A 26,919-nucleotide genomic window follows, 5' to 3' on the forward strand; every position below is an offset into this window, starting at 1 on the left:
TTACTTGCTGTGATGAAAAATAAGAAGACAGGTTGCGCTGACTTTCTATCCGCCCAGATTCTTTCACCATGTCCTTTCCTCGCCTTCTGCTGACGGCCGCCTTGCTGGTCGGTGCTACGGCTCTGCACGCCCAGACTACGCCCCCGGCTCCGGCAACTGCCCCGCCGGCTTCACCTGCTCCGGCCAAACCGGCCCCGGCACCCGCTCCGCCTCAGGTCACGCGCATGACCGTGGCCCAGGACGGCTCGGGCGACTACCGCACCGTGCAGGAGGCCGTGAATGCCTCCCGGGACTTGTCGCAGGTGACGGTGACCATCTTTATCAAAAACGGCATTTACCGCGAAAAGCTGGTGGTGCCCTCCCACAAGACGCACGTCACGCTGCTGGGCGAGAGCAGCACGGGCGTCGTCATCACCTTCGGCGACTACTCCGGCGACGCGCAGAAGCACAGCACCTACACGTCCCACACGGTGCTGGTGCAGGCCAACGACTTCACGGCCGAGAACATCACCTTCGAAAACTCGGCCGGGCCGGTGGGGCAGGCCGTGGCCCTGCACGTGGAAGGCGACCGGGCCACCTTCCGCAACTGCCGCCTGCTGGGCCACCAAGACACGCTGTATACGGCCGTGGAAAGCAGCCGCCAGTACTACCAGAACTGCTACATCGAGGGCACCACCGACTTCCTGTTTGGCACCGCTACCGTGGTATTTGAGGGCTGCGAGCTGCGTAGCAAGCGCAATTCCTACATCACGGCGGCTTCTACCACGGCCCACCAGAAATATGGCTACGTGCTGCTCAACTGCAAGCTCACGGCCACCGACGACGCCAAGAAAGTGTACCTGGGGCGGCCTTGGCGGCCCCACGCCAAAACGGTGTTTATCAACTGCGAGCTGGGTGCCCACATTACACCCGCCGGCTGGGACAACTGGCGCAACCCCGAGAATGAAAAGACGGTGTGCTACGCCGAGTACAAGTCTACCGGGCCCGGTGCCAACGCCCAGGAGCGGGTGAAGTGGGCCCACCAGCTCACGGCCAAGGAAGCCAAAAAGTACACGCTAAAAAACATCTTCGCCGGCGGCGAAGGGTGGGAACCGGTAAGAAAGTGAGCCTGCTGGTGCGAACTTTAGCCGCGCGGGGCCAGTGGTTGCGGTTTGCGCTGCTATCTTGCGCTACGCCTACAATTGCTGTAAGAACGCCGTGAGAGAGTATGTGCTGTTCGTCGATACCGAAACCTCCGGCATCCCCCAGGACTGGAACCAACCGTATTCGGTGCTGGGCAACTGGCCCCACATTGCCCAGCTGGCCTGGGTACTCTACTCCCGCGACGGACAGGAAATCAAGGCCGAAAACCACTACATCCTGCCCAGCGACTACGACCTGAGTCCCGCCTCCATCGGCGTGCACGGTCTCACGCGGGAGTTTCTGCTGGCGCACGGCCGGCCCCGCCACGAGGTGCTGCGCCTGCTCTATCAGGATTTGCTGCGCTACGAGCCGCTGGTAGTGGCCCACTTCATGAAGCTCGACTTTCATATGCTAGGCGTGGGCTTCTACCGGGCCGGCCTCGAAAATCCGCTCGACGTGCTGCCTACCTTCTGCACCATGCTCACCACCAGCCGCTTCGTGCGGCCCGGGCAGCAGGGCTACCTGCGCCTGGGCGAGCTGTATGAGCGCCTGTTTCACGAGCCCCTGGAGCGGCAGCACGATGCCCGCGTGGATGCCTACGCCACGGCCCGTTGCTTTTTTGAGCTGTGGCGCAAAGGTGACATCACCGACCAGACCATTGCCGCCCAGGCGCCGCTGCGCCGGCCGGGCCTTGCGGCCAACCCCAACCATTGGGTTATACTTGCCGCGTTGCTACTGGGGCTGGCGCTTTTGCTGGCGGCCTACCTCTTATTCTTCTGATATGACCGAACGCATAGACTTCCTGCGCACCGTCAAGCCCTTCGACCTGCTGCCCGAAGACGTGCTCCGCGAAATTGCCGATCTGCTGGAAGAAGTGACCCACCCGCGCGAGGCCATCATCTACATGCAGGACGTTTCGAAGCTGCGCGGTATTGATATCGTGGTGGAAGGCGAGTACGAAACGTTTTTCTACGACAGCCAGCAGAACCGGCGCCTGGTGGAGCACTGCGGGGCGGGCTGCTGCTACGGCGGCATTTCGGTGCTGCTCAACAAGAAACGCTCCCTGCGCACGGTGCTGGCCAAGAAGGGCACCAAGATCTACTTCCTGCACCGCCGCGACTTCCGGGCCCTGTGCCAGGCGTATCCCGGCTTCTTCGAGCATTTTACTACCAAGTACGGCCAGCGCATGCTCGACGACGAGTACGCGCACTTCGTGAAGCTCAACCAGGGAGGCCCGGCCCAGAACTACCTGGCCTCCGACCAGCTCTACTCGCGCCGCCTCGAAGCCGTGGAGCTGCGCGAGATAGTGTCCTGCCCCGGCTCCACGCCCATTCACGAAGTGGCTCGCCGCATGGCCGAAGCCCGCACCAGCTGCTACTTCATCACCGCCGATGACAATGGCAGCGGCGGCGCCATCAGCGGCTACGTCACCGACATTACCCTGCGCGACAAAGTGGTGGCCGGCCTGGCCGATGCGCGCCAGCCGGTCAGCACCATTATGGATGCGCCGGTGGTCAGCATCAGCACCCAGGCCTTTGTGTATGAGGCCATCCTGCTCATGTTCCAGACCAAAACCCGCTACCTGCTCGTGCGCGACGACGCCAGTGGGTACGTCGGGTTTGTGAGCCGCAACAAGCTGCTCAGCGACCAGGCTCAGTCGCCGTTTATCTTTATCCAGTCGGTGAAGCAGGCCGTGTCGGGACAGGAGCTGCGGCGGCGCTGGGAGCAGGTGCCCGACATGGTGTATCAGCTGCTGGACCGCGGGGTGAAGCCCGAAATTGTGAACCAGCTCATCACCAGCGTGTCCGATACTATTGCCCTGAAGGTCATCGAGGGCGTGATTCAGGAAATGGGGCCGCCGCCGGCCCGGTTCGTGTTTATGGTGCTGGGCAGCGAAGGGCGCAAGGAGCAAACCCTGCTTACGGACCAGGACAACGCCATCATCTACGAAGACAAGGCCAACGAGCAGCGCGAGGCCGTGCGGGCTTACTTCAAGCAGTTTGCCGAGCACGTTTCCGACCAGCTCAACGCCATCGGCTTCAGCTTCTGCGAGGGCGGCTTCATGGCCAAAAACCCCAAATGGACGCATTCCCTCTCGCACTGGAAGCGCAGCTACACCGAGTGGATGAACGAGTCGAACCCCGAGGCGGTAATGCAGTTCGCGGCCTTTTTCGACTGCCGCTACCTCTACGGCGACGCCACCATTATGGAGGAGCTGCAGGCATTTCTAAGTGAGCAGCTGCAGGTGCCCCACGACCGGTTTTTCTACTACATGGCCATCAATGCCCTGCAGTTTGAGCCTCCGCTCACGTTTTTCCGCAATATCCGCACCTTCACCGTGGGTACGCAGCAGGTTTTCAACCTGAAGAAAACCATGACGCCCATCGTGGATCTGGCCCGCATCTACGCCCTGAAGCACCGCATCTTCCTGACCAACACCGGCGAGCGGCTGGCGGCCCTGAAGGAGCAGGGCGTGTTTTCCGACAAGGAGTACCACGAGCTGCTGCAGTCGTACTACTACCTGATGGGCATGCGCCTGAAAAAGCAGGCGGTGCAGATCATCAGCGACAAAACCCGGCCCGATAACTACATTGACCCCAAAACCCTGACCCGGGTGGAGGAAGTAAGCCTGAAGGAAATCTTCAAGGTTATCGGCGACTTTCAACTCAAAATCAAGGTGGGCTTCGCCAAAACGCTGTAACCCAGAAGCCATCCGGCTACTTATCTTCTCCCGAAATCTGCCTGCTATGTCAACGATTTCTTCCTTCGGCCACACCCAAGACGGCACCGAAGTGCAGCTCTACACCCTCCGCAACGCCCAGGGCGTGCAGGTGAGCATCACCAACTACGGCGGCACGGTGACCAGCCTGCTGACGCCCGATAAGAGCGGGCAGCTGGGCGACATCGTGCTGGGCTTCGACGACGTGAGCGGCTACCAGAGCCCGGAATACCAGAAAGCCGGACCTTATTTCGGAGCCCTGATTGGCCGCTTCGGCAACCGCATCAAAGGCGGCAAGTTCACGCTCGACGGCAAGGAGTACACCCTGGCTACCAACAACGGCCCCAACCACCTGCACGGCGGGCCCAAGGGTTTCGACAAGGTGGTGTGGCAGGCTGAGCCCGGTACCTCGGCCGACGGGCCGACGCTCACGCTCAAATACCTGAGCAAGGACGGCGAGGAAGGCTACCCCGGCAACCTGCAGGTAACGGCCGTGTACACGCTGACCGACCGGAACGAGCTGCGCATCGACTACTCGGCCACCACCGACAAAGCCACGCCCGTCAACCTGACCAACCACAGCTACTTCAACCTGAGCCTGGGGCAGAGCGAGGATGTGCTGGAGCACGAGGTAACGCTGCACGCCAGCCGCTATACCGTCGTCGACGATACGCTGATTCCGACCGGCGAGCTGCGCCCCGTGCCCGGCACGCCCTTCGACTTCAGCAGCCCGCGCTACATCGGGGCCCGCATAGCCGAGGTGCCCGGCGGCTACGACCACAACTGGGTGCTGAGCCAAGCCCGCGCCGGAGAGCTGCACGTGGCCGCCCTGGTATACGACTTTGCCTCGGGCCGCACGCTGCAAGTCACGACCACCGAGCCCGGCGTGCAGTTCTACACCGGCAACTTCCTCGATGGCAGCCTCCGCGGCAAAGGCGGCACGGTATACGGCAAGCACGCCGGCTTCTGCCTAGAAACCCAGCACTTCCCCGACTCGCCCAACCAGCCCGGCTTCCCCAGCACCACGCTGCAGCCGGGCCAAACGCTGCAGTCAACCACCATTTACACGTTTGGCGTGCGGCAGTAAATGGCCGCTTTAAAAGCGGCCTGGCATAAGGGCCAGGCCGGATTTGGCAGGAGGCGCGTCCAGTCAGCCCGGAAGAAATCCGGGGGGTGAGCGGCTAATTTTCAACACCCGAGGAGTTTTCCCCGTAAGAGGCTCTACCGTCCCAGTCCCACAGGACGGTAAAATCCTTTCTACCTTCAAAATCTCTCACTATGAAAACTGCTTTTGCTCTCGCCGCTCTTGTTGCCGCTGGTATCACTTCGGCTTCGGCTCAAACTACTTCAGGCTCTACTACTTCCGGTACCAGCACCTCGGGTACCAGCACTTCCGGCTCCATGACGAGCGGCTCGATGACGAGCGGCGCCTCGACTAGCGGCACGATGAACACCGGCACCACGTCGGGCACGATGAACACGGGTACCACCAGCGGTACCATGAATACCGGCACCACGTCCGGCACCATGGGTACCGGCACGACCTCAGGCACCATGAACACCGGCACCACGTCGGGAACTATGGGCACCGGCACTACCTCCGGTACGATGAACACGGGCACTACCAGCGGTAGCGGCACGATGGGCACCACCTCGGGCACCGGCACCATGAGCACCGGTACCACATCGGGCTCGGGCTCGATGAGCACCGGTACTACCTCGGGTGCTACTATGAGCGAAGGCGCCATGGAAAGCGGCAAGATGAAAACCAAAGCCGATAAAAAAGGCAAAATCAAGACCAAGGACGACAACATGAAGGCCAAGGCTAAAACCAAGCCCGGCATGTAATTCCACGTCGGAACCCTCATTCTAAAAAGCCCTTGCTATCCTGTATAGCAGGGGCTTTTTGGTGGATAAAACTAAGGATGCCATGAGAGCTAAGCGCAGAAAAAAGCCCACCCGCATTGTGCAGGTGGGCTTTTTCCGTGGAGGCTGCCGCTTACGCCGGTTGGCCCTGCAGCTCCGTGCCCAGCCGCAGCAGCAGGTCGCCGATGGAGCGGACATCGGCTTGCTGGTCGGCCGTGGCCTGGAAGGCAAACTGCGTGGTCTGGGAACCCAGCAAGCTCAGGGCGCGGCCCACGGCCGGACCATCAATCTTGGGGGCCGTTAGTAAGGACTGCAGGTTGCCTATTTCGCGGGCTATGTCCTGCAGGGCCGGAATGCCGCTCTGCAGAAACTCTTGCTGCCAGGCTTCGGTATTGTCCATGGCCGCGCTGAGCGGAATGCTGGTGAGGCCTTTTTTCAGGGCCTGAATCGTATCGGCCAGATGGTTCTGGGGAAGGGTGTCATTTGCCATTGAGGAGAGTAAATACTGTGGAAAGTTTGAGTGGGTTCAGGACAGGGTAGCGGCTTCGGCGGCTACCAGCTGCAGCTCACGCAGCACGCTCACGGCCCGGCAGGCGCTGGCCTCCTTGTCCTTTATTTCGAGCATGATATCGACGTCGAGGCCGTGCAGGTGGGTTAGGAACTCGCGGAACAGGTCTTCCTCCAGCGTGCTGGTGTGCTTGCCTTTCCGCTCGCCTAGCTGCTGCGAGCTGTAGTCCATCATCATCACACCGTCGCGCTCGGGGTGCCAGGTGCCGGCCGCCAAGCGCAGGGCCTCGGCCATCGACTCGCCGTGGTTGAGGCACTCGTGGTGAAAGTTGTCAAACAGAATCGGGATGCCCACGGCCTCATGTACCCGCAGACAGTCGCGCAGGCTGAACAGGCGGTCATCGTTTTCAATCACCAGCCGCCGCTGCACTTCCGTAGGCAACTCGCGGTAGGTGGCAATAAAGCGGCTGATGGCCAGGTCCCGGTCGCCGTAGAGGCCCCCGACGTGAATCTGGAGCTTGGCCGTGCTGTCGAGCTCCATCAAATCCAGCATCGAGCCCTGATACACTAGCTCGGCCACGCTGCGCTGCACAATATCCTCGCTGGGCGAGTTGAGCACCACAAACTGGTCGGGGTGAAACGAGATGCGCATGTGCTGGGCCTTCACGTAGTCGCCGATGGCGCGAAACTCGGCGGCAAAGCGCGTCTGCCACGGGAAGGTGTTGATGGGGTGGGAACCAAAGGGCACGATGCCCGAGCTGATGCGGAAAAAGCGCAGCCCGTGCGCCACATTGTACTCCAGAATGCGCTGCAGACACAGCAGGTTGCCAGCCACGGCCAGCTCTACCCGCTCATCGGAGTAGGAAGCCAGCCGAAACGTGGCCGACGAGGTGCAATCCAGGGATTCATTGACGCAGGGATATCCGATTCTCATACCCTGGGTTTACGACGGGGCAGAAGTGAAGTTGTGAAGGATTAATGTGCTGAAGTGCTAATGTGGATAATGTGTTGAAATGTGAAAATGTGTCCTGCGGGTGCTTCGGCTGCGCCTCGCAAGGACACGAGCACATTACCCACAGCAGCACTTCAGCACATTCCTCATTCGTAGCCGGTGTTATCCTTGAAGTTCTTGTTGTATTTCTGGCGGGCTTTTTCGGCCTGGATGGCTTTTTCCTGGGCCTGAATCTCCTCCATCTTACGGCGCTGCTGGCCCTCGCGCGAAAACTGGTCGTAGATCAGGCTAATTGGGCTGGCCAGTGTCGGGACGGGCATGCGGGGCGCAATGGTATCGACCGGGAACAGGGGCTTGGGCGGGGGCGCCCTTCGCACGGCATTGGCCGGCGGGGTAGGGCGGCGCACGTTGCGCAAGGCCCGGTTAATCACGGCCCGGTCGGGGCGGCCCTCCTGAATGCGCACTTCGCCCAGCTGGATACTGTCGCGCACCATGTAAATCTGCACCACAATCTGGGCTAGGCCGGTGCGGCCCAGCGGCAGGCGCTGGGGCTTGAAGCCCACGGCCCGGAACACAAGCGTATCGGTGTTGGACACGCTGATGCTGAAGTCGCCTTCGCCGTTGGCTACGGCGCCGCGGTTGGTGCCTTGCACAAGCACTGCGGCCCCGGGAATCGGCTGCCGGCCCTTTGCCTCCGACACGGTGCCGGTGACGCGCACCTGCGCCGCTGCCGAGCCGACCAGCAGCCACAACGCTACCAGCAGGGAAAGCACCCGCTTGGGGTGGATAGAATGACGTAATCGAACCAAATTATTCACAAAGCACAAACAAGGGAAAACTGCCGCGAAGCAGCCAACTACTGAGCCAAAAATACCCGCTACCGTTGCAGCCGGAAGCGCTTAGCCAACGAAAAGTTATGCGCAAAGGTGCATCCTGAAACCGGATGCCGACCTGCCGCCGCTACTTTCTGCCATTCATGCAACCCAGTCCGGAATATGTTCTAGGCTGTGCGGACGGTAAACCACCAGAGCTTCATGTGTCGACCAGCAAAAGACATGACGCGCAATGAAGCCGAAGAGCAGCATTTTCACTTGCTGTCCACACAGATACTGGTACAACAGAAAAGCCCGGTCTGGTAGACCGGGCTTTTCAATAAGGGGCGCTAAACCGCAACGACTACTCTGTTTTGGTCTTGTTGCCGTCGGCGTCTTTCACCTTCATCTTGCCGTCTTCCTTCACTTTCAGCTTGCTGCCGTCGGAGCCCTTGGCTTTAAGCTTTTCAACCTGCGTGCCGCCCATCTGGGTGCTGGCCGCGGCCGAGTTGTCGGTTGAGGTGGTCGTGGAGGTTTCCGTGGTGGTGCTCATATCGGCTGTAGTGCTCATATCCGCCGAAGATGACATAGCCGAGTTGTCGTCCATGTAATTCGACTCGTCGTAGGCCGAGCGGTTGGTTTCGTAAGCCTGGTACTGGGTGGGCTCGGTGAAGATGGTCTTGAACTCCGAGTCGGTTTCCATGTTGGCCTCACGCATGGCGGCGGCCATGCCCGTGGTGTCTGAGGTATACTGGTTGCGCAGCTCGGCCAAACGGCGCGAGCGGTTGTAGTAGGCCGTGCGCACCCGCGACACCGTGGCTGTATCCTCGATTTTCATGTCCGAAGCCATTTTGGTGGCAATGGTATTGGCGCGGTTCCGGTACTGAGTGTCCATGTCGCCGGTGTTCATGGCGGTGCCCGCCGAGCCGTCGGTGGTGATGGTGGTATCGGTCGTTTCGGTGGTTTTTTCCTGCGAGCAGGAGGCCATGGTCAGTGCAGCGGCACACGACAACAGCAAAAGTGAATTTTTCATGGTCTAGAGAGTCGGTTGTGAGAGAAATCAGAAACTGATGCGGCATATACGCTCCTCCAAACTCCTCGGTTACTGCCAGGTAAACTAGGGAAATAAAAAAAGCGACTAGGAATAATCCTAGCCGCTTTTTCTCCGGAAATAAATTGTTCTGCTACGCCCGGCGCAGCTCAAATACGGTGATTTCGGGCAGGAAACCCACCCGGCCGGGGTAGCCGATAAAGCCCAGCCCGGTATTCACGTACAGGTGCTGCTTGCCCTTGGAATAGAGGCCCGCCCACTGCTTGTACACGTACTGCACCGGGCTCCACTTCAGAAACGACAGGTTGACGCCGAACTGCATGCCGTGGGTGTGGCCCGAGAGCGTAAGGTCGATGTCGGGGTATTCTAGCACCTGGGCTTCCCAGTGCGAGGGGTCGTGGCTGAGCAGGATTTTGAACGGGGCGTCGCCGCTGCCGGCGTGGGCCTGAGCCAGGTTGCCGTACTTGGGAAAGCGCATCTGGGCCCCCCAGTTCTGCACGCCCAGCACCGCTATTTTCTCGCCGTTGCGCTCAATCGTGTGGCTTTCGTCCATCATCAGCTTCCAGCCGATTTTGGCGTGGTTCTGCTTGATGCGGTCCAGGTTGGCCTGCTTGGCCGCCGGCCCGCCCAGGTCGGTCCAGTCCACGTAGTCGGCGTAGTCGTGGTTGCCCAGGACCGAGTATATCGGCAGCTTCGACTGAATCTTGGCCAGCGTCTCGATGTGGGGCTCCACTTCCGTGGCCACGTTATTCACCAGGTCACCAGTCATGAAGACCAGGTCGGCCTGCTGCTTGTTGATCAGGGCCACGGCGCGCTCCAGCGGCTCGGGGTCGGCGTTGAAGCTGCCGGTGTGCAGATCCGAAATCTGGAGCAGCTTGAAGCCGTCGAACGAGGCGGGCAGGTTCGGGAAATTGAGCACGACGCGCTTCACCTGGTAATCGGTAGCGCCCTTTATCATGCCCCAGATCAGGGCCGCGAACGGAATGCCGCCCGCCACCAGGGCCATGCGGTTCAGAAACTGGCTGCGCGAAATGCCGGGCCCGCCGTTGCCGAGCGGGTCGGGCTTGGCGCCAAACTTGGAGGCCATGAAGCGCACCAGCCGGCCCGCGTCATCGACGAGCAGAAACAGCACAACCACCAGCTTCGAGACAAACAGCACCATAATGGCGCTGGTCAGGTAGGTGCGCGTCAGGGTGGGCGGCGTGCCCCGCATGGCGGCCATCCACAGAATGCCGAGCAGGGAAATGATGGTGAGCAGCCAGTAGCCGATGGTAATGAAACGCTGGGTAGCCGCCGAAGCGCCCTGGCTGACGGTGCGCACGGCCTGAAACACGTACCAGTCGACACCCAATAAAAGCACGACAAACAGCGCGCTGGTGATGATTCTTTGCATAATGAAAGGAGAAACTGCCGCGGAGCACCGAAGGTTTGGCTGCCGCTGCCTACTTTACCAGACGAATTACGCCTCGTTATACTTTATCCGTTACGCTCTACAACACCAATACCAGATGGAATCGTTTGACAATCTGTCCGAAGAATCAATTACCCCCGTTATGTACCAGACCCCGACCAGCTTCAGCATCAAGAGCTGGGCCGAGGAAGACCGACCCCGCGAAAAGCTTATGCAGAAGGGCCGCACAGCCCTTTCCGACGCCGAATTGATGGCCATTCTGCTCGGTTCGGGTACGGCCAAGCTCTCGGCCGTAGACGTGGCCAAGCTGATTCTGGCGGCCGTTAAGAATGATCTGAACGAATTGGCGCGCTTGTCGATAAAGGATCTGATGCGCCATAAAGGCATAGGCGAGGCCAAGGCCATTACCATCGTGGCGGCTCTGGAGCTGGGCCGCCGCCGCAAGGAAACGGCCGCCGCGGCCCGCACCACCATCACCAGCTCCCTCGACATCTACAACCTGGTGCGGCCCAACCTGCAGGATCTGCCCCACGAGGAGTTCTGGGTGATCCTATTGAACCGGGCCAACGTGGTGATGCGCAAAACCGCCGTCAGCAGCGGGGGCGTGGCCGGCACCGTGGCCGACCCCAAGATGATTTTCAAGGAAGCCCTGGAGCAGCTGGCCAGCAGCATTATCCTGGTGCACAACCACCCCAGCGGCAACCGCCAGCCCTCGGCCGCCGACATTGCCCTGACCCGTAAGCTGAAGGAAGGCGGGCAGTTTCTGGATCTGCCTATTCTGGACCACCTCATCTACACCGACCACGGCTACTACAGCTTCGCCGACGAAAACATCCTGTAGAGCAAGCAGGCTCGTCTGATGCGGCAGGTGTGGGCAACGCGGCAGCTTTGCCCGCGAGGCGCTACTTTTGCCCTTACTATGCGCATCAACCCCAAAATTTTCATTGGCCTGGGCTTCCTGCTCATCCTTGCCTACTTCCTGCAGGATATTGTGCTGGGCCACGACCAGTACGCCACCGGCATTCAGAAAGCCCGCACCGAGAAAAACAACTCGTTCCGGCGCGCCAAAGACTCGCCCCTGAACGCCGAGCAGCGCGACCATTTCGACTCGCTGCGCTACTACGCCCCCGATAAGGCGTTCCGTATTACGGCCAAACTGGAGCGTTTTGCCACCCCCGATACCATCGCCATACCGCTCACCGATGGCAAAGCCGACCAGTACCTGCGCTGGGGCAAGGCCACGTTTGAGCTCAATCAGCAACCCCAGCAGCTAGTCTTGCTGCTAAAGGTCAACGATGACAAGCCCGAGCTGTTCGTGCCCTTCACCGACAAAACCAACGGCTTCGACACCTACGGCGGGGGCCGCTACCTCGATATTGCCCTGCCGGCCGAGAAGGACAAGCAAGTAGTGCTCGACTTCAACGCGGCCTATAACCCGTTCTGCGCCTACAACAACGAGTATGCCTGCCCCGTGCCGCCCGCCGATAACCGCCTGGTGGTGCCCGTGCCGGCCGGGGAAAAAAGCTTTCCGGAAATCGACCATACCGGTCATTCACACTAGCTTTTTGCCGCCCGCCCGAATCCGTACCTTTGCCGCTTGGTGTAGTTGATGGCTGATGGGTGATTGTTAATTCATTCAACAAGCCCCAGCAATCAACAAGCAGCCATTAGCAATCAACAACTAAGATGAAAATATCCCTCGACTGGCTCCGCACCCTGATTCCGACCGACAAACCCGCCGTGGAACTCGGCCAGCTGCTCACCGGCTCCGGCCTGGAAGTAGAGGGAATCGAGGAGCTGGAAAGCATCCCCGGTGGCCTGCGCGGTGTGGTGCTGGGCACGGTGCTCACCTGCGAGCGGCACCCCGACGCCGACAAGCTCAGCCTGACCACCGTGGACGTGGGCGACGCCACGCCCCGCCAGATTGTGTGCGGCGCTCCCAACGTGGCCGCCGGCCAGCGCGTGGTGGTGGCCCTGGAAGGCGCCATGCTGTACCCCAGCAGTGGGGAGCCGTTCAAAATCAAAAAGTCCAAGATTCGCGGGGCTGCCTCCGAGGGCATGATTTGCGCCGAGGATGAAATCGGGCTGGGCCAGTCGCACGCCGGCATTATGGTGCTGGACACTGCGCTGCCCAACGGCACGCCCGCCGCCGACTACTTCGGCCTGGGCTCCGACTCGGTCTACGAAATCGGCCTGACCCCCAACCGGGCCGACGCGGCCTCCCACTACGGCGTGGCCCGGGAGCTGCGCGCCCTGTTGCGCCAGCCCTGCCAGCTGCCCGACATCAGCCAGTTCCACGCCCCGGCCTCGGCTGCGCAGAACATTGCCGTGGAAATCCAGGATGCCGAAGCCAGCCCGCGCTACGCCGGTCTGCTGCTGGAGAATGTAACAGTAGGCCCGTCGCCGGAGTGGCTGCAGCGCCGCATGCGCAGCATCGGTTTGTCGCCCATCAACAATGTGGTGGACGTGACCAACTTCGTGCTGCACGAGCTGGGCCAGCCCTTGCACGCCTTCGACGCCGACCAGATTACGGGCAACAAAATCATTGTGAAGCGGGCCGCGGAAGGGGAGAAGTTCACGACCCTGGACGGCACCGAGCGGACGTTGAAAGGCGCCGACCTGGTTATTGCCGATGCCAACGGTGCGCCCATGGCCCTGGCTGGCGTGTTCGGGGGCAAAACTTCCGGCGTGTCGGAGGCTACCACCCGCGTGTTCCTGGAAAGCGCCTACTTCCAGCCGGCTGCGGTGCGCAAAAGCTCCCAGGTGCACCAGCTCAAAACCGACGCGTCGTTCCGCTTCGAGCGGGGCACCGACCCGCACATGGTGCCCGTAGCGTTGAAGCGCGCCGCCTTGCTGCTGCAGGAAGTGGCCGGTGCTACCATTGCCGCGCCCATCGTGGATGAGTACCCTGCGCCCATCAGCCACACGCCGGTGCGCCTGCGCCTGCCCCGCGTCGAGCGGCTCGTGGGCCAGTTCATTGCCCCCGAGCGAATCCGCCAGATTCTCACCGACCTCGACATTCTCATCAGTGAGGAAAGCACCGATGCCGCCGGCCACACCGAGTGGATTCTGAGCGTGCCCCCGCACAAGGTGGACGTGACCCGCGAGGCCGACGTGATTGAGGAAATTCTGCGCATCTACGGCTACAACCACGTGGCGCTGCGGCCCCACAACTCGGCTTCTTACCTGGCCAAGTTTCCGAACCCCGACCCCGAGGTGCTGCGCCAGAACACGGCCCGCCTGCTCAGCGGCCAGGGCTTTTCGGAAATCATCACCAACTCCCTGACCAACTCGCTCTACTTCGAGAAAGAAGGCGAAAAGGACGAAACCCTGGTGCCGGTGCTCAACTTCAACAGCGCCGACCTGAACGTGATGCGCTCCACCATGCTGCACTCGGGCCTGGAAATCATCCGCTACAACGTTAACCGCCGGCAGCGCGACCTGAAGCTCTACGAGTTTGGCAAAACCTACCACCGCGAAGCCGAGGGCAAGTACACCGAGAAGAACAAGCTCGTCATCTTCCTGAGCGGCAACACTACCGCCGAAACCTGGCAGCAGAAGTCCGACAAAACGACTTTTCACCAGCTGGCCGCCGCCGTGCAGCAGGTGCTGGCCTCGTTCGGCTTTGCCCAGTCCGCTTCTCAGCCGGTGCAGCACCCGTATCTGGCCGGCGGCCTCACGCTGCTGGCTCAGAACCAGCCGGTAGCTCACCTTGGGGCCGTATCACCCGCCATTTTGAAACGAATGGACGTGAGCCAGCCCGTGTGGTACGCCGAGCTGGATTGGGATTGGCTGATGAAGAAGTACAAGAACACGCTCACGGCCAAGGAGCTGGCCAAATTTCCCGAGGTGCGCCGCGACCTTTCCCTGGTCGTCGACCGGACTGTGACTTTCGACCAGCTCCGCCAGATTGCCCAGCGCACCGAGAAAAAACTGCTGCAAAGCGTGAACGTGTTCGACGTGTATGAGGGCGAAAACCTGGGTGCCGGCAAGAAGTCGTACTCTGTAAGCTTCACCCTGCAGGACCCGACCCAAACCCTGACCGAGCAGGCCATCGATGGCGTCATGCAGCGCCTCATTGGTCAGTTTGAGAAGCAGGCTGGCGCCGTTATCCGGCGGTAGAACGGTTAATAGGGACGTCATGCTGAGCTTGTCGAAGCATCCCTACCGCCAAAGTAACTCTGAGTTACTCGTGCAGTAGAGATACTTCGGCAGGCCCAGCATGACGGCTTTTAAGAACAATGCTCAACGGCAAACTCCCCGGCGCTTTTTGGTGTTAAGCGCTATTGGCTGAAGTAAGTTAAAGCGCAACTTTAACTGCGAAGTACCAGAGGCGGTATCTTCGTCTTACATTAGCTTCCAAAATATTTCTTTTTCGATGGCCTCTTCCAAGCAACTTGCCCAACTAGACCGCTTAGAGCGTCAGGTGACGTCTTTAGTGGCTGCCTATCAGGGCTTGCGCGAGGATCTGGCCGATGCCCAGACCACCATTCAACAGCTCCGGGCCGACGTGCGCGACCGGGAGCGGCAGTTGAAGGATTTCCAGAATCAAGAGAATATCGCTAAACTTGTCAATACCATAGCAGGGGAACCTGCCAACGCAAACGAGCTGAAACTTCGCCTCAACGAATATATCCGCGAAATAGATAAGTGCCTTGCCTACTTGAGAGAGTAACAACCTTACCACCCCACGACTGCTGCTCCCGATGAGCGAACTTTCCATCAAAATCCGCATTGCCGACAGGGATTACCCTATGCGGGTAGCCCCCCTAGAGGAGGAACGCCTGCGCATGGCGGGCCGCCTGCTGGGTGAGCGGATCAAGGAATTTCGCGAGCAGTATGGCATTCAGGACAAGCAGGATCTGCTGGCCATGATTGCCTTGTCCACCATGGCTGACAGCCTGAAGGTCAGCAAGGAAAAGGACGGCACCGATGCGGCCCTGACTGAACGCCTGGCGCGTTTGGACGAGCTGCTTTCGGGCGTGGTGCTGGGCTAACGCACTGGCACCGGCATAGTTTCAGACTCGAATCGGGTGGGGCAAGCGGCTCCGCCATTCGTTCGTCGTCGGCAGTATTTTCCGTGTTATGGTTTCTTCCCCACCCCCTAAAACCATAGCTCAATGCCCGACATTTTGTATATCATCCTGGCCGCCGTGCTTGCCCTTGGGGTCGGCATCGTGGTCGGCAGGCAGCTGGCCGGCAAGGCCCGCCTGGACCACGAGGCCGACGCCAAAGCCCGCGCCCAACAGATCATTCAGGAAGCCGAAACCCAGGCCACCCGCACCCGCGACGAGCGGATTCAGCAGTCGAAAGACAAATTCCGTCAGCTCAAGAGCGAGTTTGAACAGGAAAGCAAGCGCCAGAAGCAGGAGCTCGAGGCCGAGTTGACCCAGCGCCGCCAAGGCGTGGTAGAGCAGGAGCAGAGCATCAAGCAGCTCACCCAGACCACCCAGCGTCAGATCGAGCAGATCCAGAAGAAGGAACAGGATTTGGATCTACTGCGCGAAAAGTTGCAGAACGACTCCCAACAGCAGCGTGAGCGGCTGGACGCCCAGGAAGAAAAGCGCCGCGCCACGGTAGAGGCCCAGCTGGCTAAACTCCAGCAACGCGAGCAGGAAGTGGAAGAGGAGCTGGAAAGCACCCGTGAGTCGCTCAGCGCCCAGCTCACCCAGGTGCAGCACCAGCTCGAAACGATTTCGGGCCTCACCGCCGCCGAAGCCCGCGAGCAGCTCGTGGAGTCGCTCAAGAACGAAGCCCAGATTCAGGCCAGCTCCTACATCAAGGACGTGGTGGCCCAGGCCAAACTCACGGCCACCAAGGATGCCAAGAAAGTGGTGCTCGAAACCATTCAGCGCACCGCCGCCGAGCACGCCATTGAAAACTGCGTGTCCATCTTCAACATCGAATCGGACGACGTCAAAGGCAAAATCATTGGCCGCGAAGGCCGCAACATCCGCGCCCTGGAAGCCGCCACCGGCGTCGAAATTATCGTGGACGACACGCCCGAGGCCATTATCATCTCCGGCTTCGACCCGGTGCGCCGCGAAGTTGCCCGTCTGAGCCTGCACTTGCTGGTGAAAGACGGCCGCATTCACCCCGCGCGCATTGAGGAAATCGTGGCCAAGACCCGCAAGAATATCGACGAGGAAATCGTGGAAATCGGCGAGCGGACCATCATCGACCTAGGCATTCACGGTCTGCACCCCGAGCTGATCAAGATGGTGGGCCGTATGCGCTTCCGCTCCAGCTACGGCCAGAACCTGCTCCAGCACTCGCGCGAAGTAGCCAACCTTTGCGCCACCATGGCTGCCGAGCTGGGCCTGAACGTGAAGCACGCCAAGCGCGCCGGCCTCCTGCACGACATTGGCAAAGTAAGCACCGAGGAGCCCGAGCTGCCCCACGCCATCCTGGGCATGGAGATGGCCAAGAAGTACAAGGAGCACCCGGATGTAGTGAATGCCATCGGCGCCCACCACGACGAAATCGAGATGACGGCCATGATTTCGCCTTTGGTGCAGGCCTGCGACGCCATTTCGGGCTCCCGCCCCGGCGCCCGGCGCGAGATGATGGAAAGCTACATCAAGCGCCTGAAGCAGCTCGAAGAAACGGCCGTGTCGTTCGACGGCGTGCTGCAGTGCTACGCCATTCAGGCCGGCCGCGAGCTGCGCGTAATGGTGAATGCCGACAACGTAACCGACGACCGCGCCCAGGAGCTGAGCTACGAAATCTCGCAGAAAATCGAGAAGGAGATGCAGTATCCCGGTCAGATTAAGATTACCGTAATCCGGGAAATGCGCGCCGTGTCTTACGCCAAGTAAGCTCTTGCGTATTCTAAGTAAAAAGCCCCCGCAGCGAAAGTTGCGGGGGCTTTTGCTTGTATTAAGTAGTCTGAAACCGCTCGAACGACTGCCAATACTTGTCCTTATATATATCGTACTCAATATCAAATACGTCTGAGAATCTTTCCTGGATATCATTCAATACTTTGGCGGGAAGCCTGAAATCCTTACAGGCAAAATATATTTCTCTTGTATTATCGGCCGTTTGCCTTCCTATGTTCAAATAACCCTCATAGTCTTTCAAGTTCTCTAAAATATCTTCTTCTATCTTTTCTAGTAACTCGTAAGTTTTTTTATTAGGCATTCCACTAGTATTGTCTCCATCGTATTTCAACTCAATAGAAGCAATCCAAGGATGCGAGGCCTTTGCGTCCCATTCGAGCAAGCCTGTGTTAACAACTGCTACCAAATAATTACCACTTTTAAGTTTGGCCTCAAGAGCAGAATAGGTGTCATTCTCTGTATTACGCCGGGTTTCTTGATACTTCTCAACAAACTCCTTTTCTCGCCAAGCTAAAAAGCTTCCTAGCTTCTCAATCGGAACAAGTTCTTTTTGTGCTTCCTCTTTACTGACGACAGTGATGTCATCAATCATAGTTATAGAAGCCAGTTCTCCGATATAGTTATCCAAAAAGATGTATACACCATTAGTTATTATCTCTCTATTATCTTCATTAAAATCACTGTGAATAATGGTTACATCAATTTGGTCTGGATAAGTAGAATTATCGTTTGCATAAAAAAACAGGGTGTCCTTGTTAAAAGAATAAGCTGACATTTCAACGCTCATATCTGGTATGTTCGATGCTGGTTTGAGTGCAATGAATTTCCAATCTTTTAGTTTTGGAGCAGCATTAACCAGCTCTTCTACAAACACGATATTTTTTATAGTGCCGTCTGGAGTTAAGATCAGTTCAGCCGTATTGTCGTCGTGCATACCGGTCAAGAAGAAAATTCCTTCCTTCACCTCATCCAGCTTGGGAGATAATGCTTCAAAGAAATTTTCATCTATATTCTCTCCAGACTTAACTGTCTCGAAAAAAGCTCTTTCATGCTTGCTGAACCAAGTCCAAAAAGCTTGGTGAGGATGAACCGGGTTCTTCTTCTGGCTGAAGATATTCCTTATGAAGCTCATGGCGCGTTAGTAGGTAAGTGTGATAATTAAGAGTACAAATAACTGCTTTACTTTTGACCAAAAGAAACGCAAAGCAGGTTATGCTTCCGTCCCGGCTGATGAGTAAACTCAAATGTAACTAGGGTATTTAATTAGTTCGATTTGGCCTTATTGCGAAGATGTCAAGTGTCTATATTCAAGTGTGCTATTATACATTGAAAGTGTGTTTAAAAGTATTAAAAGCCATTATTAAGGCGAGCAGAGCTTGTTTTAGAACCCAATCAAAAGTCTAATAAATCGGAAAGCTCGTTTCCGGTGGCAGTGGGGGAAGCGTACGTTTGAGGCATCAACAAACCCAAGCTATTCCTTCCACTGTCCGTCATGGCAACCCGCAATTTGTATTCAGCCCTTAGCTATTCCCTGACCCTTCTGTTGCTGGGTAGCTGCACGGTGTATGTGCCCATGCAACCCACCGTATCGACGGTCAGCTGCCAAGGGCAATTGGAGCTGGCGGGCAGCATGCAGGCCAACAGCCGGCTGGAAGGAACCGCCGTTTATTCGCCCCTGCCGCACACGCTGGTCATGGCCGCCGGCTCGTTTCGGCCCAAGATTGGCGACACCACTTTTTCTGCCACCCGGCAGTGGGAAGCCGGCTTGGGCAGCTACGCGCATCTGGGCTCCGGCTGGCTGCTCACGGGCATGGCGGGCTACGGCCGGGCCACTACCTCGAAAGCCATTCCGGGAGTTGCAATCGGGATATATGGGGGCGGGACCAGCGTATACGATGCCAGATACCGCAAACTATTCGGGCAGCTGAGCTTGGCGCACGAAGCGCGGCGGCAGTCCTTTGGCGTGGTGTACCGCCTGGCCCGGGTAAGCTACGACCAGCTCGACTACCGCTTTGGGCTCGACAACACGGCGGCGGTAGTAGCCATACCGATGAAAAGCGCGTTCCGGCACGAAGGTCTGTCGTTTTACCGGGTGGGCCTCGACCCGCGCAACCGCTGGCAGCTACAGGCTACTTTAGGCCTATCGGTAGCGCAGCAGCCGGAACGGGTAGTAACGCCAGTCGGGCCCAACCGTAACGACGGCTACACCGAGCAAAATGAGGCCAAAAAAGCGTCGCGCCCGGTGCTGATGACCAGCCTGGGCGTAGTGTTTCGGCCGCAGTTTCTGAGCAGGAAAGCCGCTGGTAGTCAGCCTTAAGTTGTGTAGCTATTCCGGCTTCTTGAGCTTGGTAAACACATTATTGAGTCCCTCGGCCCAGGTAGGATGGGCAATAACCATGCTCTGCAGCTGCGGATACTTGAGCTTGCCCATCATGGCCAATTGAAACATGGTCATGATTTCGCCTCCTTCCGCACCCAGAATGGCGGCGCCCAGAATCCGGCCCTGGGCATCGACCAGCACCTTCCAGAAGCCCGTGGTATTGCCCGTTTCGCGCGCCCGCCCGATGGTGCGCACCGGCATCTTGCCCACCCGATACACTATGCCCTGCTTCCGGGCCTGCTCCTCATTCAGGCCGATGCGGCCTAGCTGCGGGTCGGTAAAAACGGTGTAGGGCAACGGGCGCTGCCGGGCTGAGCGGCGCTTGCCGTGCAGAATAGCGTCGCGCACCACGCGGTAGTCGTCGTAGCTGATGTGCGTAAACTGCGGCCCGCCGTGAATGTCGCCCAGCGCGTACACGCCGCGGGCTGCGGTTTGCAGCTGACTGTTGACCTGGATGTAGCCCTTCTCGTCGGTTTTGACGCCGATGGTAGCCAGCCCGAGCTTGTCGGAGTTGGGCACGCGGCCCGTGGCTACCAGCAGGTGGGTGCCGCGCAGGCGCCTTTCGCCGGCTTTGGTGTGGGCCGACAGCGTAATCAGGCCCTCCGCGTTGCGCGACACGCGCCGCGCCTCGGCGCCCAGCACCAGTTCGATGCCCTCGACCTCCAGCATTTCCTGCATGGCCGCGCACACGTCGGCATCCTCGTGCTCGAGCAGGTGCGGGCCCGACTCAACGAGGGTGACCCGGCTACCGAAGCGGCGGAACATCTGGCTGAACTCGATGCCGATGTAGCCGCCCCCCAGAATCAGCAGGTGCTCGGGCAGCTCCGGCAAGTCGAGCAGTTCGGTGGTTGTCAAGTAGGGCACATCGGTGAGGCCTTCCAGCTCGGGTAGTGCGGCCCGCGTGCCGGTATTGATGAATACGAGCGGTACCTTTATTTCCCGGGTTTCGCCGCCCGCCAAAGCCACCTGCACGGTGCGCGGACCCGTAAAAGTGGCGTGCCCGTGCAGCACCGTAATGCCCTCGTGCTCCTGCGTCAGATTGCTGCGCACGCCCTCCCGCGACTTTTTGATGATGGCATTTTTGCGCGCCATTACGGCCTGGAAGTCGACGGTTGGCTCGGGGGCGCCTATGCCGTAGGTGGCAGCCGTGCGCACCTGGTGGGCCCGCTCGGCTGAGGCCAGCAGGGCTTTAGTGGGCGAGCAGCCGTAATTGATGCAGGACCCGCCCAGGTGATTTTCCTCAACCAGCACCACTTTCCGGCCGGCTTCGGCCATAGCCACGGCCAAGGGGTTGCCGGCCTGGCCGGAACCAATAATCAGAACATCGTACGAAGTAGGCATAAAAAGCAGAAATTGGCGGGAAATAGGATCTTGGCCCCGTAAGCGGCACTGGCCTGTTGAGCTTCCGAATGAAGGCTATACGAGTCGAGTGGCCGGCTAGCTACCCTATCGAAAAGCGTTTTCTCATTTCTGGTCTTTTTCCGCCGTTCCTGTGGCTAGTAAGTTGTTGCTGCGGCCTGCGCTGCTAAGTGTCCTGATTATCGTGAGCAGCTGCTCGTCGCTGTATTTTCCGCCCCCGCCCCAGGCCCCGCTGCTCACGCAGAAAGGCGAGTTCAGCGGCGGTATCCATACCAACTTCAGCCAGAACACGGCTCTGCAGGGCGCTTATGCCCTCGGCGACCATATCGGGGTGCAGGGCAGCGCCTCGTTTCTGCGCTCCGACAAGAAGCAGTCGTTTTTTGGCAGTAAAAACAACCGTAAGTACGAGGAGCACAGCTTTGGCGAGGTAGGCCTGGGTTACTTCACCCGTCTGCCCGACCAGCGGGTGCTGGAATTCTACGGCGGCTACGGCCTGGGCTACGGCAAGCGCACGGAGAGCCGGGAAGGCGTGTCGAAAACCCTGGAGGGCAACCTGGAGAAGTACTACCTGCAGGCCAATTTCAGCAAGAAGGAAAGCAAAACCTGGCACTTTTTCAGCCGCGACTGGCCCGTATCCTACGGTATGGCTCTGCGCGCCAGCTACGTGCAGCTCCACGACTTCACCATCGACGGCAAGCCCCAGGAGCCGGAGGATAATATCTTCCTGGAGCCCATCAGCTTCACCCGTATCAGCGTGCTGGGCCCCATCCAGTTTCAGATGATTAGCGGCAGTAATTTCGGCCTGCGCAGCCGCCGCTACCTGAAGGCGGCCAACTCAGTGTTTCAGCTCGGCATTGTGGTCAACCTGGGCGGGCAGGAGGGTATGCGGTAAGGCAGTATCAGATACGGCAAGAGCTTCCCACGCGAGTAGGAAGCTCTTTTTGCTTTTCGTTGAACTGGATTAGGGGCGCAAGACTCTGAAAAAGCCTGTTCTTTTGCCATCCACACTGTCCGTTGGCCGCTGTGGGGCCGCTTGGGTGCCTTAAGAAACAGACCAACAAAAAAAGCCCCGACTTGCGCCGGGGCTTTTTTATCCTGTAGACAGAGGCAGAAATTACTTGCCGCTCAGTACGCGCAGCATCGTGTCGCCAATCTCGGCGGGCGAATCCACTACGTGGATGCCACACTCGCGCATGATGGCCATTTTAGCAGCGGCCGTGTCGTCGGCGCCGCCTACGATGGCACCGGCGTGGCCCATGCGGCGGCCGGGAGGGGCCGTCTGGCCGGCAATGAAACCAACGACGGGCTTCTTGTTGCCGGTTTCCTTGATCCAGCGGGCGGCTTCGGCTTCCATGCCGCCACCGATTTCACCGATCATCACGATACCTTCAGTTTCGGGGTCGTTCATCAGCATTTCCACGGCTTCTTTGGTGGTAGTGCCAATGATGGGGTCACCACCAATACCGATGGCCGTGGTCTGGCCCAGCCCGGCTTTGGTCAGCTGGTCTACGGCTTCGTAGGTCAGCGTGCCCGACTTGGACACGATGCCCACGCGGCCTTTCTGGAAGATGAAGCCGGGCATGATGCCCACTTTGCACTCTCCGGCAGTCATTACGCCGGGACAGTTGGGCCCAATCATGCGCAGACCTTCGCGGCCTTTCAGGTACTCCTTCACCGCAATCATGTCCTTGGTTGGAATGCCCTCGGTGATGGTCACAATAACCTTGATACCAGCGTCGGCGGCTTCCATGATGGCGTCGGCGGCGAAAGCCGGGGGCACAAAGATGATGCTGGTGTCGGCACCGGCTTTCTCTACGGCCTCAGCTACGGTGTTGAATACGGGACGGTCGAGGTGGGTGCTGCCGCCTTTGCCGGGCGTTACGCCGCCAACCACGTTGGTGCCGTACTCAATCATCTGCTGGGCGTGAAACGAGCCTTCGGAGCCCGTAAAACCCTGCACAATCACTTTGGAATCCTTGTTGACCAGAACGCTCATTCGGAGAAGTGTTAAAGGATAATGTCGATTTGGGGTGGGAACCAGTAGCCTCCTGGGCTACCGGTGTGCAAAAGTAGCCTTTTTTGGGGGCGCGGCAAGCCAGTATAGGATTCAATCCGAAGGACCTAAAGCCGCGACGGTGCCGCCCGCCGGCCCGGCTCAAACAACCGCGCGGCTATGGTTCTGTTCAGGCCAATTTGTGCCGGCTCGTCCAGAGCCTTTTCCCTTTTTCCACGATTATTTTCCCTCCGCGGCTACCCGCCGCAAGGTCCATTAGGCGGGCGCGGTGCCTGAATTGAGAATTAACCTTATGATTTTAAAAGATTTATAGAATTTCTGAAGTGGCTTCCGTCCACCTGAAGGCAACGAGACAGCTACACGAATCCTTTGGCACCCTCCGGGCACTTTAGGCGGCCGAACTGGTGTAGGTCCTGCCGGGCACTCGGCACAATTGCAGAAAGCCGTCAATTTTTAGCCGGGCCCAAGGGTAGGGGAGAAAAGCGCGGGGGGCATAAGGGCTACGGCCGCAAATCCGTACCTTTGCGGCCCTCTCACTCAAAATGCTTACCTCTCTCGCATGTATTTGAATAACATCGTTGAGGCCATCGGCAACACGCCTTTGGTGAAACTCAACAAAGTCACCGACGGCATCAAAGGCACTGTGCTGGCAAAAGTGGAATACTTCAACCCCGGCAACTCGGTGAAAGACCGGATGGCCATGCGGATGATTGAGGACGCTGAAAAGGCCGGCCTGCTGAAGCCCGGCGGCACCATCATCGAAGGCACCAGCGGCAATACCGGCATGGGCCTGGCCCTGGGCGCCATTGCCAAAGGCTACCAGTGCATCTTCGTGATGAGCGACAAGCAAAGCAAGGAGAAGCAGGACATTCTGCGGGCCGTGGGCGCGCAGGTGGTAGTATGCCCCGTAGACGTAGCGCCCGACGACCCGCGCTCCTACTATTCGGTAGCCAGGCGCCTGAGCGAGGAAACGCCTAACTCATTCTACCCCAACCAGTACGACAACATGTCGAACACGGCCGCGCACTACGAAGGCACCGGCCCCGAGCTTTGGAAGCAGACCGAAGGCACCATCACGCACCTGGCCTGCGGCGTGGGCACGGGCGGCACCATCTGCGGCACTTCGCAGTACCTGAAAGAGCAGAAGCCCGAGCTGGTAACGGTTGGGCTTGACACCTACGGCTCAGTGTTCAAGAAGTACAAGGAGACGGGTATTTTCGATGAAAACGAAATCTATCCGTATAAGACAGAAGGCATTGGGGAAGATATTCTTCCTAAAAATGTTAACTTTGACCTCATTGATCTGTTTATCAAAGTCACTGACCAGGACGCGGCCGTCATGACTCGGCGGTTGGCCAAGGAAGAAGGCTTATTCGTGGGCTGGTCGTGTGGCTCGGCGGTATACGGCGCTTTGGAGTACGCCAAAGAGCACTTGAAAGAGGAAGATGTGATGGTTATTATTCTTCCTGACCACGGCACACGCTACCTCGGAAAAATCTATAATGACGACTGGATGCGCGAGCAGGGCTGGTTGTAATTGAATTCCCCGGTTTCAAACCAAGCCGGGCTTACGCTTTCAACAAAAACCACGAACGCCATGCTCAAGAAACTGCGCAACGTCGTGCTGGTCGATGATAACGAGACGACCAGCTTCCTCAACAACCGTCTGCTCAGCCGCCTCGACGTGGCCGATAAAGTGTACACCTTCTCGCGGGCCGAACAAGCCTACGACTTCCTCTGGGGCAATGGCGCCGACCGGGCCAGCTCCATGGAGCCCGATGCGCCCCAGCTGGTGTTCGTCGACCTGAAAATGCCTGGCATGGACGGCTTCGAGTTCCTGGAGCAATACAGCCAGCTCCCGCCCGACATCAAGGAGAAAACGGTGATGGCCGTGCTGACAACTTCCATGCACTCGGCCGATACGGCCCGCGTCGCGAAGTTTGAAGGCGTGGAATACCTGGCCAAGCCCCTGACGGAAGAGAAGATGCGCAAGCTCCTGGACAAGCGCTTCGTCACGAACTAGCTTACTTTAGCTTTAATATAAAAAAGGCCGCTGCAAGCATTTGCAGCGGCCTTTTTTATGCCTTCACCAGAAAACAGGCAACTATACCACCGCCTCCACAAACCGGAAAGCCTCGCCGTCGAACAAGCCTTTGTCGCTGAGCTTGAGGCTGGGAATTACCAGCAGGGCCATAAACGACAGGGTCATGAATGGCGCACCGAGCGGGCTGCCCAGGCGCTTCGATAGCGCATCGACAGCGGCGTAGGCTTCGGCCACGTGGTAGCCGCTCTGGTCCGACATCAGGCCGGCCACGGGCAGAGGCAGCAGGATTTCTTCGCCATTAGGGCCTACGGCCGCCAGTCCGCCTTTGGCCTCAATCACCAGGTTGATGGCGCGGGCCAGGCTTTCGTCGTCGCAGCCCACGGCCGTAATGTTGTGCGAATCGTGGCCCACGCTGGAGGCCAGGGCCCCGCGCTGCAGGCCGAAGCCGGTGATGAACGACACAGCCGGCGCGGCCGGCTGGTAGCGGTTTACCACCGTAAGCTTCAACACGTCCTTCTCCACATCGGGCACCACCAGGCCAGTTTCCACCCGCGCGGCCAGGTCGTGGCGGGCCGTAATGAGCTGGCCGTCGAAGCACTCGATAACCCGAACCGTGGCGGCCGCCGCCGGAGCCGGCAGCTGGAAATCCTGGGCCGCCACGGGCCGGGCGTGGAAGTTGTTGACCACTTCACTGGGCACCGACGCAATGCGCGTTTCCCCGTTTTCGGCCACCAGCGCGCCATCCAGATACGTCTGGCGCACCAGAAAGTCCCGCAGGTTGTCGACCACGATAAAGTCGGCCGGGTCGCCTTCGCGCAAGAGGCCCACCGGCAGCTTATAGTGCAGCACGGGGTTGAGGCAGGCCACGCGCAGCACCTTGAGCACGTCCTGGCCGCGGGCCACGGCCCGCTGCACCAGCTGGTTGATGTGGCCCAGCACCAAGGTATCGGGGTGCTTGTCGTCGGAGCAGAACATCAGGTTCTCGTAGTGCTCCGGGAGCAAATCAATCAGGGCGTCGAAGTTGCGGGCGGCCGAGCCTTCCCGAATCAGGATTTTCATGCCCACGGCCAGCTTGTCGAGGGCTTCTTCGGCGGTAAAGCATTCGTGGTCGGTGCTGATGCCGGCCTCGGCGTAGCGGCGCGCATCGTCGCCGCGCAGGCCGGGGGCGTGGCCATCTACGGGGCGGCCGTAGCGCCGGGCTAACTCAATTTTCTCCATCACGCCGGCGTCGCGCTGCAGCACGCCGGGCCAGTTCATCATTTCGGCCAGGTAGCCGATTTCCGGGTTTTGAAACAGCTGCTCAATGTCGGCCGCCGTTATTTCGGCCCCGGCCGTTTCGAAGGGCGTGGCCGGCACGCAGGACGGGGCTCCAAAGCAGAACTTAAACGGCACCGAGCGGCCGCTTTGCAGCATGTACTCCACCCCGGCCACGCCCAGCACGTTGCCGATTTCGTGGGGGTCTGATACGGTGGCCACGGTGCCGTGCGTGACGGCCAGGCGGGCAAACTCGGCGGGCACCAGCAGGGAACTTTCCACGTGCACGTGCGCGTCCACAAAGCCGGGCAGGGCGTAAGGCAGCGCGGGGTCGGGAGCAGTAGCTGCCTCCAGCGCCACGGCCCGAATCCGGCCCGCCGTTACGTGAATGGTCCCCGGCAGTATGGTGTTCGAAAACAGATTGATAACGTTGGCCCGCAGGCTAAAATCGGCAGACATGAAGCAGGAGAGAAGTAGGGGGAAAGTTGAGCTTAAGCAAAGGCGAACGGGTAAAGAACCGTATATTTGCCGAAAATCCGTGCCGGTGAGAAAGATTGTGACTTTGCTGTTGGCCGCCCTCATAGCG

23 protein-coding genes and 1 pseudogene are annotated in these 26,919 nt (G+C 59.2%); 15 read left to right on the plus strand and 9 right to left on the minus strand.

What is annotated here, in order from left to right; genetic code table 11:
• The first annotated feature begins 68 nt into the window (after positions 1 to 68).
• The 5 genes from LGH70_RS19985 (at position 69) to LGH70_RS20005 (ending at position 5,689) form a co-directional block, all read left to right on the plus strand.
• Complete coding sequence (locus LGH70_RS19985) at positions 69 to 1,106, plus strand: pectinesterase family protein (protein ID WP_226189392.1); 1,038 nt, start codon at positions 69 to 71, stop codon at positions 1,104 to 1,106.
• A 91-nt stretch (positions 1,107 to 1,197) separates the two neighbouring features.
• The gene (locus LGH70_RS19990; RefSeq protein WP_226189393.1) at positions 1,198 to 1,902 is read left to right on the plus strand and encodes a 3'-5' exonuclease; all 705 of its coding nucleotides are present in this window, start codon (positions 1,198 to 1,200) and stop codon (positions 1,900 to 1,902) included.
• Position 1,903: 1 nt separating this feature from the next.
• Positions 1,904 to 3,823, plus strand: coding sequence for a DUF294 nucleotidyltransferase-like domain-containing protein (locus LGH70_RS19995; RefSeq protein ID WP_226189396.1), 1,920 nt, complete (start codon positions 1,904 to 1,906; stop codon positions 3,821 to 3,823).
• Between the two features lie 46 nt (positions 3,824 to 3,869).
• The gene (locus LGH70_RS20000) at positions 3,870 to 4,928 is read left to right on the plus strand and encodes an aldose epimerase family protein (RefSeq protein WP_226189398.1); all 1,059 of its coding nucleotides are present in this window, start codon (positions 3,870 to 3,872) and stop codon (positions 4,926 to 4,928) included.
• A 191-nt stretch (positions 4,929 to 5,119) separates the two neighbouring features.
• The gene (locus tag LGH70_RS20005; RefSeq protein ID WP_226189400.1) at positions 5,120 to 5,689 is read left to right on the plus strand and encodes a hypothetical protein; all 570 of its coding nucleotides are present in this window, start codon (positions 5,120 to 5,122) and stop codon (positions 5,687 to 5,689) included.
• Between the two features lie 151 nt (positions 5,690 to 5,840).
• Here the strand turns inward: LGH70_RS20005 and LGH70_RS20010 are convergent, their stop codons facing one another.
• From LGH70_RS20010 to LGH70_RS20030, 5 genes are all read right to left on the minus strand, one after another.
• Positions 5,841 to 6,197, minus strand: coding sequence for a hypothetical protein (locus LGH70_RS20010; RefSeq protein WP_226189403.1), 357 nt, complete (start codon positions 6,195 to 6,197; stop codon positions 5,841 to 5,843).
• A 36-nt stretch (positions 6,198 to 6,233) separates the two neighbouring features.
• The gene (uvsE, locus tag LGH70_RS20015) at positions 6,234 to 7,148 is read right to left on the minus strand and encodes a UV DNA damage repair endonuclease UvsE (protein ID WP_226189405.1); all 915 of its coding nucleotides are present in this window, start codon (positions 7,146 to 7,148) and stop codon (positions 6,234 to 6,236) included.
• A 164-nt stretch (positions 7,149 to 7,312) separates the two neighbouring features.
• The gene (locus tag LGH70_RS20020; protein WP_226189408.1) at positions 7,313 to 7,975 is read right to left on the minus strand and encodes a carboxypeptidase-like regulatory domain-containing protein; all 663 of its coding nucleotides are present in this window, start codon (positions 7,973 to 7,975) and stop codon (positions 7,313 to 7,315) included.
• 367 nt (positions 7,976 to 8,342) lie between these two features.
• Positions 8,343 to 9,011 carry a hypothetical protein gene (locus LGH70_RS20025; RefSeq protein ID WP_226189410.1) on the minus strand — a complete coding sequence of 223 codons (669 nt, stop codon included), beginning with the start codon at positions 9,009 to 9,011 and terminating at the stop codon, positions 8,343 to 8,345.
• A gap of 151 nt (positions 9,012 to 9,162) precedes the next feature.
• Positions 9,163 to 10,422, minus strand: a complete 1,260-nt coding sequence (locus LGH70_RS20030; protein ID WP_226189411.1) for a metallophosphoesterase — start codon at positions 10,420 to 10,422, stop codon at positions 9,163 to 9,165.
• A gap of 160 nt (positions 10,423 to 10,582) precedes the next feature.
• On the opposite strand from LGH70_RS20030, the gene radC reads away from it, so the two are divergent.
• From radC to rny, 6 genes are all read left to right on the plus strand, one after another.
• On the plus strand, positions 10,583 to 11,281 hold the full coding sequence (radC, locus tag LGH70_RS20035) for a RadC family protein (protein ID WP_226189524.1): 699 nt from the start codon (positions 10,583 to 10,585) through the stop codon (positions 11,279 to 11,281).
• Between the two features lie 78 nt (positions 11,282 to 11,359).
• Positions 11,360 to 12,001, plus strand: coding sequence for a DUF1684 domain-containing protein (locus LGH70_RS20040; protein WP_226189413.1), 642 nt, complete (start codon positions 11,360 to 11,362; stop codon positions 11,999 to 12,001).
• A gap of 125 nt (positions 12,002 to 12,126) precedes the next feature.
• Entirely contained in the window at positions 12,127 to 14,562 is a 2,436-nt protein-coding gene (pheT, locus tag LGH70_RS20045; RefSeq protein WP_226189414.1) for a phenylalanine--tRNA ligase subunit beta, read from the plus strand.
• Positions 14,563 to 14,818: 256 nt separating this feature from the next.
• Positions 14,819 to 15,115, plus strand: coding sequence for a hypothetical protein (locus LGH70_RS20050; protein ID WP_100334523.1), 297 nt, complete (start codon positions 14,819 to 14,821; stop codon positions 15,113 to 15,115).
• A 31-nt stretch (positions 15,116 to 15,146) separates the two neighbouring features.
• Positions 15,147 to 15,437 (plus strand): cell division protein ZapA, encoded by a 291-nt coding sequence (locus tag LGH70_RS20055; protein ID WP_226177438.1) that lies wholly within the window; start codon positions 15,147 to 15,149, stop codon positions 15,435 to 15,437.
• 123 nt (positions 15,438 to 15,560) lie between these two features.
• Positions 15,561 to 17,258, plus strand: a complete 1,698-nt coding sequence (rny, locus tag LGH70_RS20060) for a ribonuclease Y (protein WP_226189415.1) — start codon at positions 15,561 to 15,563, stop codon at positions 17,256 to 17,258.
• Between the two features lie 61 nt (positions 17,259 to 17,319).
• Here the strand turns inward: rny and LGH70_RS20065 are convergent, their stop codons facing one another.
• The gene (locus LGH70_RS20065) at positions 17,320 to 18,414 is read right to left on the minus strand and encodes a DUF695 domain-containing protein (RefSeq protein ID WP_226189417.1); all 1,095 of its coding nucleotides are present in this window, start codon (positions 18,412 to 18,414) and stop codon (positions 17,320 to 17,322) included.
• Between the two features lie 360 nt (positions 18,415 to 18,774).
• Between LGH70_RS20065 and LGH70_RS20070 the strand changes: the two genes are divergently transcribed.
• Complete coding sequence (locus LGH70_RS20070) at positions 18,775 to 19,599, plus strand: hypothetical protein (RefSeq protein WP_226189418.1); 825 nt, start codon at positions 18,775 to 18,777, stop codon at positions 19,597 to 19,599.
• Positions 19,600 to 19,608: 9 nt separating this feature from the next.
• Here LGH70_RS20070 and LGH70_RS20075 read toward each other — a convergent pair whose 3' ends face one another.
• Positions 19,609 to 21,003 carry a mercuric reductase gene (locus tag LGH70_RS20075; RefSeq protein WP_226189420.1) on the minus strand — a complete coding sequence of 465 codons (1,395 nt, stop codon included), beginning with the start codon at positions 21,001 to 21,003 and terminating at the stop codon, positions 19,609 to 19,611.
• A 151-nt stretch (positions 21,004 to 21,154) separates the two neighbouring features.
• On the opposite strand from LGH70_RS20075, the gene LGH70_RS20080 reads away from it, so the two are divergent.
• Entirely contained in the window at positions 21,155 to 21,913 is a 759-nt protein-coding gene (locus LGH70_RS20080) for a hypothetical protein (protein WP_226189421.1), read from the plus strand.
• 222 nt (positions 21,914 to 22,135) lie between these two features.
• Here the strand turns inward: LGH70_RS20080 and sucD are convergent, their stop codons facing one another.
• On the minus strand, positions 22,136 to 23,017 hold the full coding sequence (gene sucD, locus LGH70_RS20085) for a succinate--CoA ligase subunit alpha (RefSeq protein ID WP_226189423.1): 882 nt from the start codon (positions 23,015 to 23,017) through the stop codon (positions 22,136 to 22,138).
• Between the two features lie 577 nt (positions 23,018 to 23,594).
• On the opposite strand from sucD, the pseudogene LGH70_RS20090 reads away from it, so the two are divergent.
• Both LGH70_RS20090 and LGH70_RS20095 read left to right on the plus strand, forming a co-directional pair.
• Positions 23,595 to 24,569, plus strand: a pseudogene (locus tag LGH70_RS20090) (PLP-dependent cysteine synthase family protein); the annotation flags it as partial.
• A 63-nt stretch (positions 24,570 to 24,632) separates the two neighbouring features.
• On the plus strand, positions 24,633 to 25,058 hold the full coding sequence (locus LGH70_RS20095) for a response regulator (protein ID WP_226189425.1): 426 nt from the start codon (positions 24,633 to 24,635) through the stop codon (positions 25,056 to 25,058).
• Positions 25,059 to 25,139: 81 nt separating this feature from the next.
• On the opposite strand, the gene ade is transcribed toward LGH70_RS20095, so the two are convergent.
• Complete coding sequence (gene ade / locus LGH70_RS20100) at positions 25,140 to 26,792, minus strand: adenine deaminase (RefSeq protein WP_226189426.1); 1,653 nt, start codon at positions 26,790 to 26,792, stop codon at positions 25,140 to 25,142.
• Positions 26,793 to 26,919 lie beyond the last annotated feature (127 nt).

Source organism: Hymenobacter nitidus, assembly GCF_020447315.1.
Lineage (GTDB): Bacteria > Bacteroidota > Bacteroidia > Cytophagales > Hymenobacteraceae > Hymenobacter > Hymenobacter nitidus.

Coding starts and splice junctions, on each gene's coding strand:
- LGH70_RS19985 (WP_226189392.1), top strand. CDS start 69: ATGTCCTTTCCTCGCCTTCTGCTGACGGCCGCCTTGCTGGTCGGTGCT.
- LGH70_RS19995 (WP_226189396.1), top strand. CDS start 1,904: ATGACCGAACGCATAGACTTCCTGCGCACCGTCAAGCCCTTCGACCTG.
- LGH70_RS20000 (WP_226189398.1), top strand. CDS start 3,870: ATGTCAACGATTTCTTCCTTCGGCCACACCCAAGACGGCACCGAAGTG.
- LGH70_RS20005 (WP_226189400.1), top strand. CDS start 5,120: ATGAAAACTGCTTTTGCTCTCGCCGCTCTTGTTGCCGCTGGTATCACT.
- LGH70_RS20010 (WP_226189403.1), bottom strand. CDS start 6,197: ATGGCAAATGACACCCTTCCCCAGAACCATCTGGCCGATACGATTCAG.
- uvsE (WP_226189405.1), bottom strand. CDS start 7,148: ATGAGAATCGGATATCCCTGCGTCAATGAATCCCTGGATTGCACCTCG.
- LGH70_RS20025 (WP_226189410.1), bottom strand. CDS start 9,011: ATGAAAAATTCACTTTTGCTGTTGTCGTGTGCCGCTGCACTGACCATG.
- LGH70_RS20030 (WP_226189411.1), bottom strand. CDS start 10,422: ATGCAAAGAATCATCACCAGCGCGCTGTTTGTCGTGCTTTTATTGGGT.
- radC (WP_226189524.1), top strand. CDS start 10,583: ATGTACCAGACCCCGACCAGCTTCAGCATCAAGAGCTGGGCCGAGGAA.
- LGH70_RS20040 (WP_226189413.1), top strand. CDS start 11,360: ATGCGCATCAACCCCAAAATTTTCATTGGCCTGGGCTTCCTGCTCATC.
- pheT (WP_226189414.1), top strand. CDS start 12,127: ATGAAAATATCCCTCGACTGGCTCCGCACCCTGATTCCGACCGACAAA.
- LGH70_RS20050 (WP_100334523.1), top strand. CDS start 14,819: ATGGCCTCTTCCAAGCAACTTGCCCAACTAGACCGCTTAGAGCGTCAG.
- LGH70_RS20055 (WP_226177438.1), top strand. CDS start 15,147: ATGAGCGAACTTTCCATCAAAATCCGCATTGCCGACAGGGATTACCCT.
- rny (WP_226189415.1), top strand. CDS start 15,561: ATGCCCGACATTTTGTATATCATCCTGGCCGCCGTGCTTGCCCTTGGG.
- LGH70_RS20065 (WP_226189417.1), bottom strand. CDS start 18,414: ATGAGCTTCATAAGGAATATCTTCAGCCAGAAGAAGAACCCGGTTCAT.
- LGH70_RS20070 (WP_226189418.1), top strand. CDS start 18,775: ATGGCAACCCGCAATTTGTATTCAGCCCTTAGCTATTCCCTGACCCTT.
- LGH70_RS20075 (WP_226189420.1), bottom strand. CDS start 21,003: ATGCCTACTTCGTACGATGTTCTGATTATTGGTTCCGGCCAGGCCGGC.
- sucD (WP_226189423.1), bottom strand. CDS start 23,017: ATGAGCGTTCTGGTCAACAAGGATTCCAAAGTGATTGTGCAGGGTTTT.
- LGH70_RS20095 (WP_226189425.1), top strand. CDS start 24,633: ATGCTCAAGAAACTGCGCAACGTCGTGCTGGTCGATGATAACGAGACG.
- ade (WP_226189426.1), bottom strand. CDS start 26,792: ATGTCTGCCGATTTTAGCCTGCGGGCCAACGTTATCAATCTGTTTTCG.